16 protein-coding genes are annotated in these 15,443 nt (G+C 41.0%); 11 read left to right on the top strand and 5 right to left on the bottom strand.

Translation table 11 applies throughout. The features are described 5' to 3' along the window. Positions 1 to 729: 729 nt before the first annotated feature. Positions 730 to 1,122: a hypothetical protein gene (locus WC788_07270; GenBank protein MFA6097397.1), complete on the bottom strand. Its 393-nt coding sequence runs from the start codon at positions 1,120 to 1,122 to the stop codon at positions 730 to 732. A gap of 199 nt (positions 1,123 to 1,321) precedes the next feature. Further along, positions 1,322 to 2,602 carry a radical SAM protein gene (locus WC788_07265; protein ID MFA6097396.1) on the bottom strand — a complete coding sequence of 427 codons (1,281 nt, stop codon included), beginning with the start codon at positions 2,600 to 2,602 and terminating at the stop codon, positions 1,322 to 1,324. A 315-nt stretch (positions 2,603 to 2,917) separates the two neighbouring features. Here WC788_07265 and WC788_07260 point away from each other — a divergent pair, with 315 nt between their 5' ends. Both WC788_07260 and WC788_07255 read left to right on the top strand, forming a co-directional pair. Continuing rightward, positions 2,918 to 3,163: a hypothetical protein gene (locus tag WC788_07260; GenBank protein ID MFA6097395.1), complete on the top strand. Its 246-nt coding sequence runs from the start codon at positions 2,918 to 2,920 to the stop codon at positions 3,161 to 3,163. A gap of 176 nt (positions 3,164 to 3,339) precedes the next feature. Then, complete coding sequence (locus WC788_07255; protein ID MFA6097394.1) at positions 3,340 to 3,741, top strand: hypothetical protein; 402 nt, start codon at positions 3,340 to 3,342, stop codon at positions 3,739 to 3,741. Positions 3,742 to 3,745: 4 nt separating this feature from the next. Here the strand turns inward: WC788_07255 and WC788_07250 are convergent, their stop codons facing one another. Together WC788_07250 and WC788_07245 are read right to left on the bottom strand one after the other, a co-directional pair. Then, positions 3,746 to 4,237, bottom strand: a complete 492-nt coding sequence (locus WC788_07250; protein ID MFA6097393.1) for a hypothetical protein — start codon at positions 4,235 to 4,237, stop codon at positions 3,746 to 3,748. 171 nt (positions 4,238 to 4,408) lie between these two features. Further along, positions 4,409 to 4,891, bottom strand: coding sequence for a hypothetical protein (locus WC788_07245; GenBank protein MFA6097392.1), 483 nt, complete (start codon positions 4,889 to 4,891; stop codon positions 4,409 to 4,411). A gap of 322 nt (positions 4,892 to 5,213) precedes the next feature. On the opposite strand from WC788_07245, the gene WC788_07240 reads away from it, so the two are divergent. After that, a complete protein-coding gene (locus tag WC788_07240; GenBank protein MFA6097391.1) occupies positions 5,214 to 5,774 on the top strand; it encodes a hypothetical protein in 561 nt (186 codons plus the stop codon). Between the two features lie 72 nt (positions 5,775 to 5,846). Here the strand turns inward: WC788_07240 and WC788_07235 are convergent, their stop codons facing one another. After that, complete coding sequence (locus tag WC788_07235) at positions 5,847 to 6,155, bottom strand: hypothetical protein (protein ID MFA6097390.1); 309 nt, start codon at positions 6,153 to 6,155, stop codon at positions 5,847 to 5,849. A gap of 148 nt (positions 6,156 to 6,303) precedes the next feature. On the opposite strand from WC788_07235, the gene WC788_07230 reads away from it, so the two are divergent. The 8 genes from WC788_07230 to WC788_07195 all read left to right on the top strand — a co-directional run bounded on the left by WC788_07230 (position 6,304) and on the right by WC788_07195 (position 15,284). Next, positions 6,304 to 8,268: a hypothetical protein gene (locus WC788_07230; protein MFA6097389.1), complete on the top strand. Its 1,965-nt coding sequence runs from the start codon at positions 6,304 to 6,306 to the stop codon at positions 8,266 to 8,268. A 100-nt stretch (positions 8,269 to 8,368) separates the two neighbouring features. After that, positions 8,369 to 8,857: an adenylyltransferase/cytidyltransferase family protein gene (locus WC788_07225; GenBank protein MFA6097388.1), complete on the top strand. Its 489-nt coding sequence runs from the start codon at positions 8,369 to 8,371 to the stop codon at positions 8,855 to 8,857. Between the two features lie 93 nt (positions 8,858 to 8,950). Continuing rightward, on the top strand, positions 8,951 to 10,255 hold the full coding sequence (locus WC788_07220) for a S8 family peptidase (protein MFA6097387.1): 1,305 nt from the start codon (positions 8,951 to 8,953) through the stop codon (positions 10,253 to 10,255). A 220-nt stretch (positions 10,256 to 10,475) separates the two neighbouring features. Beyond that, the gene (gene typA / locus WC788_07215; protein ID MFA6097386.1) at positions 10,476 to 12,266 is read left to right on the top strand and encodes a translational GTPase TypA; all 1,791 of its coding nucleotides are present in this window, start codon (positions 10,476 to 10,478) and stop codon (positions 12,264 to 12,266) included. Between the two features lie 247 nt (positions 12,267 to 12,513). Continuing rightward, entirely contained in the window at positions 12,514 to 12,774 is a 261-nt protein-coding gene (locus WC788_07210) for an AtpZ/AtpI family protein (GenBank protein MFA6097385.1), read from the top strand. An 87-nt stretch (positions 12,775 to 12,861) separates the two neighbouring features. Continuing rightward, entirely contained in the window at positions 12,862 to 13,500 is a 639-nt protein-coding gene (locus WC788_07205) for a carbonic anhydrase (GenBank protein ID MFA6097384.1), read from the top strand. 117 nt (positions 13,501 to 13,617) lie between these two features. After that, on the top strand, positions 13,618 to 14,418 hold the full coding sequence (gene pyrF / locus WC788_07200) for an orotidine-5'-phosphate decarboxylase (protein ID MFA6097383.1): 801 nt from the start codon (positions 13,618 to 13,620) through the stop codon (positions 14,416 to 14,418). Between the two features lie 185 nt (positions 14,419 to 14,603). After that, on the top strand, positions 14,604 to 15,284 hold the full coding sequence (locus WC788_07195) for a phosphoribosyltransferase (protein MFA6097382.1): 681 nt from the start codon (positions 14,604 to 14,606) through the stop codon (positions 15,282 to 15,284). Positions 15,285 to 15,443: the final 159 nt, after the last annotated feature.

Here is a 15,443-nt window from a genome sequence, read left to right as displayed (position 1 = left end):
GGAAAGGAGATAAGGCTATCATTGAAAAATACATAATCAAGCAGGGCAGGAAAGAAGATATTAAACAGCTCAGATTGTTCGAGATTTAACTGGACGCCCTGTGGTCTCTGCCACAGGGAAATTCACAAATCGCCTTTCTCGTCACCCTTTTTTCAGAGAGATATAAAGCTTAAGCGCGTAAAAGTTGGGCTTAGATGAATGAATCTTATAGAGGCTGTTTATAAGTTGACAACTGAAGCTGATTCGAGAGGCTTTGAGGCAGAAGAATGGAAACAGGGATATATGTCTAAAAAACAAGAGAATAGAATATCAGGCGTTCATAACCTTTCTTAATTCAACTATTCCTTCATATAATCGATGTAGTTCCCTGATCAAGGGGTTCCAATTCTTGATACAGAAGTCTGCAATAATTAAAACTAAGGCATTAATGCCTTAGTTTTATATTGAATAAACCAGCGAAGGAATCTCCGCCAGAGGCGGATGCGCCTTGGGCGTAGAACGTGAGGGGGTCGGGGAACGGTAGTTCCCCGCCTGGGTGACCGATGCGCCAGCTGGCGGAGAGGACCAGAGGGCGGAAGCCCTATGGAGCGCAGGCCCCGAGTCCTCGGGACGAGCAGTGAGACTTTGCCTTGGGGGCTGTACGGGTTGTATAGCCCGTTCTTATATAAATGAGATTATTGCCAGTTAGATTATTAGTTCTTATATGATAACGTAACATTAAGTCAATCTTTATATATTAAATGAGCCATCATCATTTCTATTTACATCAATCACTTCAAATGAATTATTTGCCAGTGCTTCCCATATATGATAATAAGTAATACTGTCATATATGGCATAAGTAAGATCTGATTTTATTCTATTTGAATAAATTTTTAGCATGACAAACTCTCTCTCTCGAGGATAGTTTTTCCATTTTACATCTGCAATTTGTTCTTTCAAATCCTTTCGTCTTGTCGTTGTATGAATAAATTTTGAGTTCATTCCCCATTCTTCCTTATTTCTACAATCATAATCTCCGTTTTGGCTCAAATACTTCAAAAACAGATTTTTCGGTACGAGATGAAATAATACCTTCGGAACTATATTTTTATCAGTTATTTTGTTTTCTGCTGCATTCATATTTATTATAATTACAAACTATACTTAATTAATATATTATAATTTAATTCTTTAAAAAAAGACAGAAATACGTTGATTCCTGTCTGCCTTTTTAATCTGGGCAACTGCCATGTTTTCTTATTATCAAAATTCCTTTGGGTACTTTAACTTTCTTGATTTTCATGATGGTACCTCCTTTATAAGGATAATTCCTGAGCCCTTATTTGTCAAATGTTTCTTCGGCGAGCAGTCTTAAAACAAAAGGCAGCATTTCCTTGACCAATTCGCACCAATATGGATCTACAATAATTGAATCTCCTGTTGTATGAAAATTTCTTACAGGACATCCTCCGCCACATACATTTTTTGCAAAACAATTCGTACAATCTTCATTCTTTAAAGTATTAGCTATTGTTTTGCAAGCATGTCCTCTCATGTCTTTAAGGGTTATGATCTGTTTCGTCTTATGGCTATATTTGCCTAGTATGAAAGTTTCTGCTGCTGGATGACATTTGTCCTGGACTTCTACGCATGTGGTAATGTCTCCTGTATAAGAAACTGCGAAACGATTATTCATTATCCCATTACAGAATTCTTGAGGCGTATTCACAAGATTCATGTATGAAAAATTCAATACAGAAACACCCAGCTCATTTCCTCTGATTATGGATTCCTTAAGGTTTTCGATAAATGATTTAGCAGATGGTTTTTTCAATGTTTTGCCACTTTCTTTTATCATCGCTGCTCTTCCAGCGATGCTTATTGGTTCAAAATGAACTTTTTTCGCACCAATGCGGTGTAGCCATTCTATCATCTGAACCATGTAATCCACAGAATAATCCGTAATAGTGGATCTTATCATAAACTCTTTATTGCGACTCACTAGATGTCTTATCGTTTTCTCAACTATTTCGGATGATTTGCCGCCATTTTTCAGTGGCCTTTGATAGTCTTGGATCTTAGGTATCCCATCCATGGAAAGTGTAATAGTAAAATTATTTTCTATTAAGAAATTCAGGAAAGAGGGCGTAGTCATCCCATTGGTAGATATACAAAATTCTACTTCCGTTATTTTTGTATTTCGAGTTTTTTCGTTTACCAGAACAACGACTTCTTTTATCAGATCTTCTGTTATAGTTGGTTCTCCTCCAAAGAAAGACACGGCTAATTTTTTTCCTTGAGCATTTTTGATTGCCCTTTCTATTGATGCAATCGCAATTTCGCTTGACATGTTTTTTCTTGATACGCCTGAATTGGCAAAGCAATATCTACAATTTAGATTACAGTCACTTGTAGTGATTAGCGTTACAAGAGAAGAGTTATTTGCATCTTGATCCTTTTGAATCTCAAAAAAACCCCTTTTGGCCAAAATGTCTCTAACTTCTGAACTGTAAATTTCCTCATCTGATAGACTTACTATGTCACCAAATGACGCTGAAACAATTATCCATTTGCCATTTTCATACACTGCTGGTAGACCATTAAATAACATTGTTTTCATATTTAACCTCCTAAGATTTGGCATTATTTCATTTCATTTTTAATGAACAAGCCACACATAATTGTAAATATCATAGGTTTTTAAAATAAATTTGTCAACAGATAAACGATGCAGAATATTGCAGGTCTTTATGATGCTTTAAGGACAGTACATGTGAGACTGACGAAGAATGAGCTTGAAGCAATATAGAAAAGGAGAAAGAGATCGGCTGAGTTTTAGCGCAATAAACACATTTCTTTTTAAAAAGGGTTGTTACTCAGTCCACGAGCTCCTGCAATAATTAAAACTAAGGCATTAATGCCTTAGTTTTAATTATTGGTAGTTGATGTAAGCACAAAGTCCGCTTTGATGGATGCCTTTATTAATAAAGAACCTTTAGAACTTTACTGCGAGGGAGAATGTGTCAGCTTTATCATAGACAATATTATCCCTAAAGGTTCTGGGAAATTAATAATAAAAGGTTCAAACGAAATTGGTTTTCTTTCAGATATCAGTGCTGAAGTCGAAGTAAGCGGAGATAGTATAGAAACTTTAAGCATATTTATACACGAAAGTTATTAACAATGATTTTCTTCATCGGTTTAAGTCTCAGTACTCAAACTTTTTTTATGAAGACATCTTGATTATCGGTTTTGTTTTTGTATTATAATTTGGTATAATTCAACATACAATTATCTAACGATTTTAAAGAGAACATTATGAAAATATGGCTTGCATATAAATTTAGAGGTTCGGATTTGGAAAAACTAAAAAAGCAATTAGATGAGATTAGGACGACGTTTCAAGAATTAGGGTATGAGATTGTGACTATGATCGATGATATCCAAAAATGGGATTGGAATAATCCTGCCATACCTAAAACGGAAGTAATAAGACAGGAATATATATTAGCTAAAACTTGCGATATTGCGTTATGCATTTACACTTCGCTTGACCCAAGCGAAGGTCGCGGGTGGGATGCCGGTTTTTTTGCTGGAATGGGAAAGCCCACAATTATGGCCATACACAACAGTATTTCCGATCCTTACATAGAAGGATTGTTTTCTGAAAATCCGGCGAATAAGATTTTAAATGTTCCGGCAATTATTCGTTATGAAAATTTTGAAGATATAGCAAGAACATTGAATTCGATTGCCTAAAAAATCATCCTTCTTCAATAGTACCTTTGAAAAAATCTCCAAGTTGTTTTTTTCTTTTGCGAAATACTATTTTGATTGCAAGAATAGGGAGAGTGCACAAGGCAAATATCAATAGGATCGTCCAAACATAATCCATTAGCGAGCTATTTTGTGAATGGCCTAAATATGCCGCTGAAACGACAACTATCAGAACAATCTTGAAGTAGGCTCCAAAAAAATCAAATTTCTGATATTTATTTAATTCCAGTTCAATATAAACATAATTGCCGGATATATTTCCTCTGATGATAGGATTCAATAAAATTGTTTTCTTGCCAAAACCGTAAGTTCCAACTATTTCAAATGCAGAACCGTTAATTTTTCCGTTGTAATCCTTTATCTTTGAAAAGGATATTATGGGATATGCTGAAGAAGTTATCTCGACATTTTCTTCAAGTTTTCTCTTTATCTCATCCTCGCTCATCGTCGAATGTATGATAAACTTTTCGCTCAACATATTTATGAATTATTTCTGTTACATTATGATTTTATAATAAAGCAAAACGATCAAAAAATCAACGAATATCGTCGGTTAAAAGGGGGCTGTCTGAATATCGGCAGGCTTTTGCAAATAAAAAAAGGACCTATTCAGTCCGAAGACCGAATAGGCATTTTGCTGGATTTACAGCTAATCTGGATTTAGATCAAGATCACTTTCAGTGATCAATTCTTTGTTGACTATTTTCTTCATGAGAGACTCCATTGAAGTGTGCGTTATTCCTCTGAAATTTTGATCGCCCCAGCCGATTACGATCTGGCCATTCATTATCGGAATGATTTTTCTGATGTTGTCTCGTGCTGACACGATATCGCGCTCTGCTCTTTTGATTCTTTCAAGCACGGAGGCTTTTCTGTCCCTGATATATTCCGAAATCGGCGCTTCCTCTTTGTCTGCTCTTTCACCGAAAAACAGCTCAAAAACTTCAAGAATTGCTTCTCTGCGCATGTTTTCCCCGGCTAACAGTCCAAGAACTTCGAGCATTTCTTCTGCATGTCTTTTTCTTTCTATCGCTTTTTTCAAGTCGGCCAGTTCTCTTATATAAAGCGACAGTCCATAAAGTCTTGTCTCTTGGTCAAGCGTCATTGCATGTTTTTTCTTTTTATCTGCCATGTTGGATCCTCCTTTTCTTTCAAATTGCAATTGAATCATATGGTTGTTAGTTTTAAACTAACTCGCTATTTTAGCAGATTAATAGCAAAAAGTCAATAGCATCGTAGCGGACAAAGCGTGCAAATACATGTCTTCAGTCTGTCAAAAGTGCAATATGTCTATATGATGCGAAACCATGCGAGACAAGATGCAGATTGACATTTTTCCGGATATCGTTTAAACTTCGTTGTTGTAAAAACCTCAGGCCGGTTAAGTCATATAATACTTCATTTGGCTTGATGACTTTACGACGCAAAAAAATAAAGACAGGATGTGATTAGAGATGACAAATACGGAAAAGATGGACAAGATAAGAACAATGCTCGAGGTGTCAGGGTTTAAAGGGGGATTTTTGCAGACATTAAAACATGGGATCGAGCTTCAGCTCAAGCAGCTGAAGGAGCTCGTTAATTACGACGAGACCGATGCCGATGAGAAATTGGTAATGGATTTCATGATCAATGACGCCAAAGAGCTCTATATCAGAAGGATGGGAGAAAGACAGGGAAAGATCATGAGTGAGCTGGCTCTGGTGTATGACGAACTGTTCTGCGAGAGCGAGATCGATGAGCTTATTGAACTGTATTCCAGCAAAGTATGGCAGAAGGTTGCGTTAATGCAGCCTGTCATGATGACAAAAACGTCGGAGATCATGGTATCGCATGTAAACATCGTTGTGGCGGAAGTTATGCGCGCGATAAACGAAAAGGAGCTTAAAAGGCTGGCCGTACGAAAAGCCAAACATGCATATAGAGATGCGAAACAATTTTACTTTGCGAACAATGCGGCGGCGCTCCTGATATATGAAGCGAAATATAAAGAAGTAATGGAAAGAGGATATTAGAAGCGAAAACGCTTCTTTTTTTATGAAAAAAGAGCATATTGGGATCAATAGCTCTGTGCGGCTTGGTGTTGTTCAGAAAACGGGAATTTCTCTTCCTTCAAATTTTGTTTTCGTTGTTGTTTCGGATTTACCGCATAATTTGCAGTCACGTTTCCATTTTTTTATAGTTTGATCGGGGACGGTGAGGCTGCTTTCAAAGTGCGATCCTTGTCCTCGCGCCGGAGAAAAATATCCTTTTATTGTTTCCGGAGCATATATGGTTTCGCCCCAGACGTGATGGCAATTTCTTTCTCCTTCGTCGAGCATTGCATTCATCTTTTTCAGATCTTCTTCGGTTTTCTGTATGTTTTTTCTAAGCTGTTTCAGTTCTTCACCTTTCATAATTCCTCCAAATAGGTTCATGGCGAACAAAAAAGAATAACATATATGTTTAATTAGTCAATACCCTATGCCGTTGTTACCGACGAAGGAGATCGTGATTTATTGACGTTTATTAGAGTATTTCTGATTATTTTGATATAATGGATTTATGATACATTCAAAAATAATAAAAATAATATTGATTTTGGCAGCGTTTGTGTTTGCGGCCCTGGTTTTTTTTAAATTTTATCCGGTAGCCAGGATCGGAGAAACAGAACAAACATCTGTCACAAATGACACAGGGCGGGTTGATGTGATCAATCGCGAGATCATCTTTTCAATCGATAAAACTAAATATTATCCGCTGGAAACGGCTATAGTCAAAATTGAACCGGACAAAGAAATGCTTCCGATAACCCTGAGGATAGCAAAAAGCGATGATCCGGACGATAATTTTATGTCAAGACAAATTAACAGTGATATTTCAGAAATACCGGTCACGGTGGGCGGAGAGCTTGGAGATTATAAGGTCTACTTTGAAAAAAACGGAAGAGCAGTGTCTTCCGAATTGCATTACCAATTGAATACAGGCAATTATATAAGCACCGGAGATTCTCAACTCGACGGTTTGTTCCCGCAAGTTAAGAAATGGATGCTCAGCGATATCTCTTCGTGCGGTTTCGTCAGCGGATACAGGAGTCCCGACACGGACCGGATTTGGCTCCGCGACCACACCTATCAAATGAAAGCTTTTAAATATTGGGAGTCAAACGTGACCGATATGGTGGATTATTTTCTCGATCAGCAAAGCGATAACGGGTCCTTGCCTGATTTTATCTGTCCGAATTTCAGAATGGGCGTGGAGGCGGATGTGGAATATCTGTCGGTTCTTGCGGCCTATGGAGCATGGCAGTCAACCGGAGATGACGAATGGATGTTTTCAATTCTTCCGAAGCTGGAAAAAGCCCTGCTGTACAGCACCACCGACCCTTACCGGTGGGATGATGGCCATAAGCTGGTTAAGCGTCCGTTTACCATCGATTTTTGGGATTTTCAATGGGGCGACGGCTCTGATCAGATAAACAATAATACAAAATTCGGCATTCTTGCATCGGATAATTCAGGCGTATATCAGGCTGCAAAAATATTATCCAAACTTTTCAGAATGCAGGGAAATGACACGAAGGCGGCCTATTGGGAAAAAACCGCTCAAGGCATAAAAGAAAATTCGGACAAATATTTATGGGATCCCGAGCGTGGCTATTACAGAAGCTTTCTTCATCTTGAAGATCCGGTTCCTCCCGTCGAAATGGATGAAAGCGAGATCTTGAGCCTGGGAAACGTGTATAATATAAATCGTGATGATTTCTCATCGAGCGAACAGGCCAAAAGCATAATCAAAGAATATCAAAGCCGTGCCGGCGCGACCTGGAACGGAAAACAAGTTTTCGAGGAGTGGTTCAGTATTAATCCTGATTATGGAGCAGATAGATTTAATACCAATACGGATGCGGAAAAGAGCGGGGGATATGTCAATGGAAGCATTATGCCGTTGGTGGGCGGAGAGCTTTCTGCCGGAGCATTGAGAAACGGCTTTGAAGAATATGGGATCAAAAATATACGCGATTATATTAAAATGACCGCAGATGCAGGCAATAAAACATATCTTTGGTATTGGCCGGACGGCAAGCCGGGAGCAGGATCGCAGACATTATCCACTGACGGCTGGGGCAGCAGCGCTTTCTTGTCGGCATTCGTCGAAGAACTGATAGGCGTCAAGGATCTTAATAGGAAATTCGATCAATTATATTTCTCTCCAAAATGGCCGGCTGCCGGTATCAACTCGGCAAAAGCTGCAATCAGATATGGAGCAAGCGATGGTTATGTTGCTTATGAAGAAAATATAAACAAAGCTGACGGTAAAATAAATATTATATTGTCGGGCGCTTTGAGCGAAGTCACAGCTCATATTCTTCTGCCGAAAAATGCGTCGGCTGTGTCTGTTACGGTTAATGAGATAGAGGCCGGATTTAACAATTCAAAAATAGAAAAGAGCAATTACGTTGATTTTACGTTTGAAAATCATAATGTTACCGCCATTGAGATCGGCTATAAGATTGAAAAGTCCGAATAGCTTTTCATTACGATGCGGCTATCGGTGTGATGACTTTGCGCGAAAGATCATAGAATTTAACTATGGCAATGCGGATATTTTAATTTCGATATAATTACATATGGCTAATCAATATAAGATCGGACTGACGATCGGCAAATTCGCACCGCTTCACAAGGGGCATCAGTTTTTGATAGAGACGGCGCTGAGGGATATGGATGAACTCGTGGTGATGGTTTATGATCAGCCGGATGTGACCGATGTTCCGCTTCACGTTCGGTCGGGGTGGATAAAACGGCTCTATCCGAAAGCGAAGGTGATCGAGGCATATGACAGTCCCAAAAGGATCGGCAAAGACGATGAGGCGATCAGGGCGCAGGTGGATTATATTCTGGAAAAGGTCAGGGGTATGGACATTACTCATTTTTATTCGAGTGAATGGTATGGAAAATTTGTCGCTGAAGCTTTGCATGCACAAAATGTCCTTGTGGATCCCGAAAGGAAAATGTTTCCGATATCGGGCAGCCTGACGAGAGAAAATCTGGAAAAACACAAAGACATGCTTGATAAAACGGTCTATGCCGACGTAAAAAAATACTTCAAAAAGTGATGCAATTCGCGGTATGGACATAATTTTAAATAGTTTTATAATTAGGGTACATTCAGCGGGAAACGCAATGTTTTATTCGATTAATACAAAAACATGAAAAACTATATGAAAGCAGGTTTTGTGCTGACAGTCGCTCTGGCGTTCTGGGCATCTGGAATAAATTTTACGGTTGCTAACCGGGAAAACTTGGAAAATAATAAAGTTCCGGGGCAGTATATAATCGTTCTGAATGACGACGTGGAGGATGTTGATGGGGTTGTTGATGGGATGGAAAAGGCGCACGGCCTTGGACATCTGGTGACGTATAAGCATGCGATCAAGGGTTTCGCAGCGTCAATTTCCGATTCGGAGCTGGCCAAGGTGAAGAATGATCCTCGGGTGAAATTCGTCACCGAAGACAGGGTTGTTCATGCATATGATGTTTCAGATTCCAGGAATGGCGGAAGCGGTTCGGGGAAGCCGGGATCTATACAGCCCGCACAAATTATTCCAACCGGAGTGAACCGGATCAATGTGGAAAACTTGGGCAATCAGGGCGCCGGCATTGTTGTGGCTGTCATTGATACCGGGATCGATACAGGCCATCCCGACCTTGCGGGACAAGTTGTCGGCGGGATAAATTGTTCAACGGGCAAACCTGGCAACTATAAAGACGGGAATGGACATGGAACTCATGTCGCAGGAACGATCGCAGCGCTGAACAATAGCATCGGAGTCGTCGGTGTTGCGCCGAAAGCAAAGCTTCTTGCAGTCAGGGTTCTTGATAATGCCGGAAGCGGCACATGGTCGTCTGTTATTTGCGGCATCGACTGGGTTACTGCAAATGCTTTGGATAAGAATATAAAAGTTGCAAATATGAGCCTGGGAGGTCCGGGATCAAGCGATAATAGTTGTGGAAATACCGATAATGATGCATTGCATCAAGCAATATGCAGATCAAGAGATGCCGGAGTGACTTATGTTGTTGCTGCCGGAAACGAAGGGGATAATGCAAGTAATCACGTTCCATCCGCCTATGACGATGCGGTGATCACAGTTTCGGCTTTAGCTGATTCTGACGGCATGTTCGGAGGGAGCGGACCGAATACTAATTATGGCGATTATATAGACGATACTTTTGCAACTTTCAGTAATTTCGGAACAGTTGTCGATCTTGGCGCTCCGGGTGTCGATATCCGTTCAACGTGGAAAGGCGGCGCATATAATACGATCAGCGGAACAAGCATGGCATCTCCTCATGTGGCGGGAGCGGCAGCGCTGTATATCTTCTCTAATCCCGATTCAACCTGGACGCAGATAAAGGATGCATTGATTTTGAACGCAGAGCCGGAGAATAGCGGGCATACCGATCCGTCGGGCAATCATCCGGAACCTGTTGCGAAGGCAAATAATCTATAATTCGAAAAAGAATATCCGTTAAAGGCGCCGTTTGGCGTCTTTAACTTTGACCTATACAATATTAGATCGGATGATATAGAAAGCACGAAATGTATGCGCGTCGGAGAAAATACATCAAAGAACTTGACAAGAGTATTTAAATTTGTTATAAATAATAGCGTTAGAAAGCTATTCTGCTTTTCTTAAAGGCAGATTTTTTGATGAATAATTTTATATAAACATGGAAATAAGAAATATTGCAATAATTGCACACGTTGATCACGGCAAGACAACTTTGACCGATTCTATAATGCGCCAGACAGGGATGTCAAAAGAAGGCGTTACGATGGACGTGAACGATCTGGAAAAGGAAAGAGGGATCACTATTTATTCGAAAAATACTTCGATCTTCTACAAGGATACGAAGATCAATATCGTTGACACTCCCGGGCATGCCGACTTTGGTTCTGAGGTTGAGCGAGTTTTGAGGTCGATCGATTCGGTTCTTTTGGTTGTGGATGCGCAGGAAGGTCCCATGCCGCAGACGAAATTCGTACTGAAAAAATCACTCGAGCTTGGATTGAAGCCCATTGTCGTGATAAACAAGATAGATAAGCCGGCTGCAAGACCGGAAGAGGTTCATGAGATGATCTTCGAATTATTCATGGATCTCGGTGCGAACGATGAACAACTTGATTTTCCGGTGATCTATTCCATTTCAAGAGACGGGATCGCAAAGAGGAAACTTGAAGATGATTCGAAAGATCTGACTCCGCTTCTGGATATGATCCTGGAGAAAGTTCCGGTCGCTTCAATGGATAAGTCGCAGAACGCGCCCCTGAAGATGCAGGTTTTCAATCTCGGATATGATGACTTTCTGGGACGTCTTGCCATATGCAGGATATATCAGGGCATGATCAAAGACGGACAAAGCATTTTTGCGAAAAAAATATCTGGCGAGACGAAAAGGGAGAGGATAACCAAGCTCTATACATTTCACGGGATCGCAAAAAAGGAAGTGAAGGAAGCAGGCGCCGGGGATATTGTCATGATCGCGGGGATTCCCGATGTGTATATCGGCGAAACTCTTTGCGAGAAAGAGGATGAGATCGCAATGCCTGCCATAAAAGTTGACGAACCGACCATATCTCTGGAATTTTTCGTGAACGATTCGCCATTTGCGGGAAGGGAAGGGAAGTTTGTAACAAACAGGCAGCTTCGCGAAAGATTGGAAAAAGAACTTGAAATAAATGTAGGCCTTAAGATAGATTTTTCTTCTACGGATCATTATAAGGTCTATGGGAGAGGCGAGCTGCACATTTCGGTGCTTCTTGAGAACATGAGGCGTGCAGGATATGAAGTTCAGGTTTCGCAGCCTCAGGTCATCATCAAGGAAGAGAACGGCAAGAAACTGGAGCCGTTCGAAGAAGTGATAATAAATGTTCCGAATGAATCTTCCGGAGTTGTAATTGAGAAAATGGCGAAGAGGCGCGGGCTTATGACGAACATGAAACAGGAGGGCGGACACACGGTCATAATCTTTGAGATACCGACGAGAGGGCTTTTGGGATATCGTGGGGAATTCGTGATCGACACGTGCGGAGAAGGGATCATATACAGCAGAGTGACAGGATTCAAGGAGTGCGTCGGAGAGATCGAAAAGCATTCCGTCGGGTCCATGGTTTCGCTTGAGACAGGAAAAGCGATCGCATTCTCACTTTTCAATCTTCAGAACAGGGGAGAGCTTTATGTTGACGCAAATGCCGATGTTTACGAAGGAATGGTGATCGGAAATATCTCGAAAGGAACCGATATGAACGTGAATCCGATCAAGGGAAAACATCTTACGAATGTCAGAAATTCCGGGTCGGAAGAAGCGATCAAGCTTACTCCTCCGCTTCGGATGACCATTGAGCGAGGACTCGAGATCATGAAAGAGGATGAATATCTCGAGGTGACTCCGAAGACTGTCAGGCTCAGGAAGCAGTTTCGAAACATGAATGAAAGAGTCAAGATGAAAAGAAGCAAGTGATTGGAAGGTCCATAAAGTCCATAAAGTCCTTAAAGTCAAAAGTCTATAAAGATAAAAGTCCTTAAAGTCAAAAGTCTCAAGGTCTATAAAGTCTAAAGTCCAAGGTCTATATAGTCCAAAGCCAACAGTCAGCAGTCTATAAAAGTCAAAAGTCATATTTCAGATAAAAAATACTCGCGTGTCTTGCGGGTATTTTTGTTTGAATTTACCGTGTCGTATGATAAAATGATATTAATAATATAAATATATGTCCAAAGAAAAAAAAGAGAACAGTTTTGTGAGTCTGGTCTATCCGCTCAGCCTTGTAACGCAGATAGGTTTGGTTGTGTCTATCACCGTCGGAGCGCTGATCCTCGGAGGAAAGTATCTCGATGATTCGCTGAAAACATCGCCTTTGTTTATTTTGCTCGGAGGTGTTTTGGCTTTCATTATTTCCATGTATGAGGTTTACCTGCTGGTCCTCCCCATGGTAAAGAAAAGCGAAGATAGTGATAAAAAAGAGAAATAAAGACGGAATCGGCCTTATTTAAGCGAAAAAGCATAAGATATCCGAAAAAACCGGCCCTTGACGCCGATAAAACTAGGAGTATAATGCCTGAATCGAATCAAGGAGAGGATTAAAATTCGGACAAAAGGTGAAAGTTTAAAAAAACCAAAAATAAAGAAGAGGAAAGCGCAAAGTCATTTTTCCGAGGTTCTGGTTGTAACTTGCGGCGATTACAGAGTTGCGGCATTTATAAGGAAATACCTCAAAAGAATGTACGAGTGCTGGGAAATGGATATTTTGACAACAGCCGGAGGATCAAGGGTCATATCGTTTTACGATATAAAAAAAACAGATGAGCTATATGAGCGGATGGAGACCAAAGAGAAGGCTTTGTGGATCGACTTCACGACATATCTTACGCATAATGCGAGAGTATGCGTTCTTGCGGACCATAATGCCTGTGGTATGTGGCCGGCGTTCGCGAGCGAAGAAGAGGAAGATCGGGCACACATTGCCAGTCTTATGAGTTCAAGGGAAATAATTCTTAATAAATATCCGTCATTGGAAAGAGTTATGCTCTTTTATCTCATTATCCACCCATTGACCCATAGGCCCATCAAAGTGAAGCTGATTGATGAAGACGGAAACATCAAGACCATAATCATCAAAAAGGTCAAAAAGCTTTCCCTCAATAAGCCGCGCACAAAACAAACAAAAAGAAAGAAGAAAATTGACAGCGGGAATTAATCCTGCTATTTTTATTTTGGATCGGATTACCGGGAGAGCGCTCCTCCTTTTTTTAAAAGGAATGCACGCTCGCGAAAAAATTTGATCTTAAAAAAAACAAAACAAAGAGGTGGACAAATGAACATAGAACCGAAAGACAGAATAATATTTCCGCTTGACGTGAACGATGCGGATGAAGCGATAGCACTTGTGAAGAAATTGAATCCGTATGTCGGAACGTTCAAGATCGGATTGGAATTCATCAATTCGATGCTTGCGTCGGTCATTGCATCGTCCGAAAAGGAAGCAGCCGAAAATCTCGCGAAAATACGTACCTTGTTCCGTTTGCTGGACGGAAAGATCTTCTGGGACGGGAAGTTTGATGACATTCCGAATACGGTTGCAGGAGCATCGGCATCGGTCGTGAAGATCGGAGTCAAAATGTTCAATGTGCATGCATCGGCCGGGAAAGAATCGGTGAAGAAGGCGGTTCAGAACAAGGGGAGTGCATTGGTCCTCGGCGTGACTGTGCTGACATCGATCGACGAAAAAGAATGCGAATCGATATTCGGAGATAAGCCCGGATCGAAAGTCGTGATATTCGCCCGCATGCTGAAGGAGGCAGGCGCAGACGGCATCATATGCTCGCCTCAGGAACTGCAGTATCTTGCGGAGCACAAGGAATTCGATGATCTTCTGAAGATCACTCCCGGAGTGCGTCCCGAGTGGGCCGCCAGCGGAGACCAGAAGCGCGTTATGACGCCATACGATGCGATCCTGTTCGGCGCAACCGGGCTTGTCATCGGCCGTCCTATCCGACAGCCGCCCGAAAATGTCGGCGATTCAGTCCGGGCAGCCTTGAAAATACAAGAAGAGATCCGAAACGCGGAACAAAAAATAAACAGCATGAGAAAAAACGTTAAACGATGCAGAGAGTGATACTCTCAAGCGATTCATACAGGCGCAATAATATAAGCGCTTTTTTTAATAATTCACATCATGGCATGCGGTTCGGATTAGAAAGTCCCGGTCGATGCAAGAATGGTGCTATAAATTAAATTGACATTGAAATCGTATTTTGATAGCTTTAATGGAGATGGATTGCTCTTATAAAGGAGGATAAAATGAATAAAAAGCTGGCCATAGATATTTATCGTGCAGAGATCCCCGTTTTCGAGGAATCAAAATTCAAGTTCAACGAGGAGGATCCTGAGGCGCCTAGATCTCTGATGAAATTGAATTTAAGGCGTTATCCCGAAGGGAAATTGACCAATAAGCTTATCGAGGAAATTACGCGAGAATTTGTAAAAACGATCAGGGGAAAGAAGATCAAATTCGATCTCGTTGTCGGACTTCCGCGTGCCGGAGAACCTTTCGCTGAAAAGTTCGTAGAAGTGTGGAACAAGGAATATTCGGACAAGAAGAAGATCATTTATCTGGAAAAAGGCGTAATAGCAGGAAAAAGAAGGATCCTGGAAAAGATAAAAGGAGAATTCAGTGCGGGAGACATCGTTCTCATGATCGACGATGTTATATCGCTAGCGCATTCCAAGGTCGAAGCGGCGAAAGCTCTCCGGAAGAATGGGCTGATCGTGACTCATTGCAGTGTGCTTATGGACTGGGAACTGGGAGGAGTTTCGATCTTGAAAAACAACGGCATCGAGATCATACGCGAGTGTACGGCGACAGAATTTCTGAAGATTTGGAAAGGCGCTTGCCTTATAGCGAAAAAAAAGATCGATGATATCATCAAGCGCAGAGATGAGATAAAAGATTATAACGAAAAACGCAGAGCATCTGCATAAGCATATTAAATAAATATATGCTTTTTTATTATGTTGTTCGAATTTGCAGCGATGAAATGCGGGGTATGACTTCTTTGCGGCCAGAAAGCAGGCATTGAACATTGACTCGACTCGGATACATGCTATGCTGTCATGTAGAACAAAAGGAGCAGTGATTTC

This window comes from Candidatus Paceibacterota bacterium (genome assembly GCA_041661265.1).
Classification (GTDB): domain Bacteria; phylum Patescibacteriota; class Minisyncoccia; order JAHIHE01; family JAGLIN01; genus JBAZUT01.
This window is presented reverse-complemented; position numbering and strand designations above follow the sequence as displayed.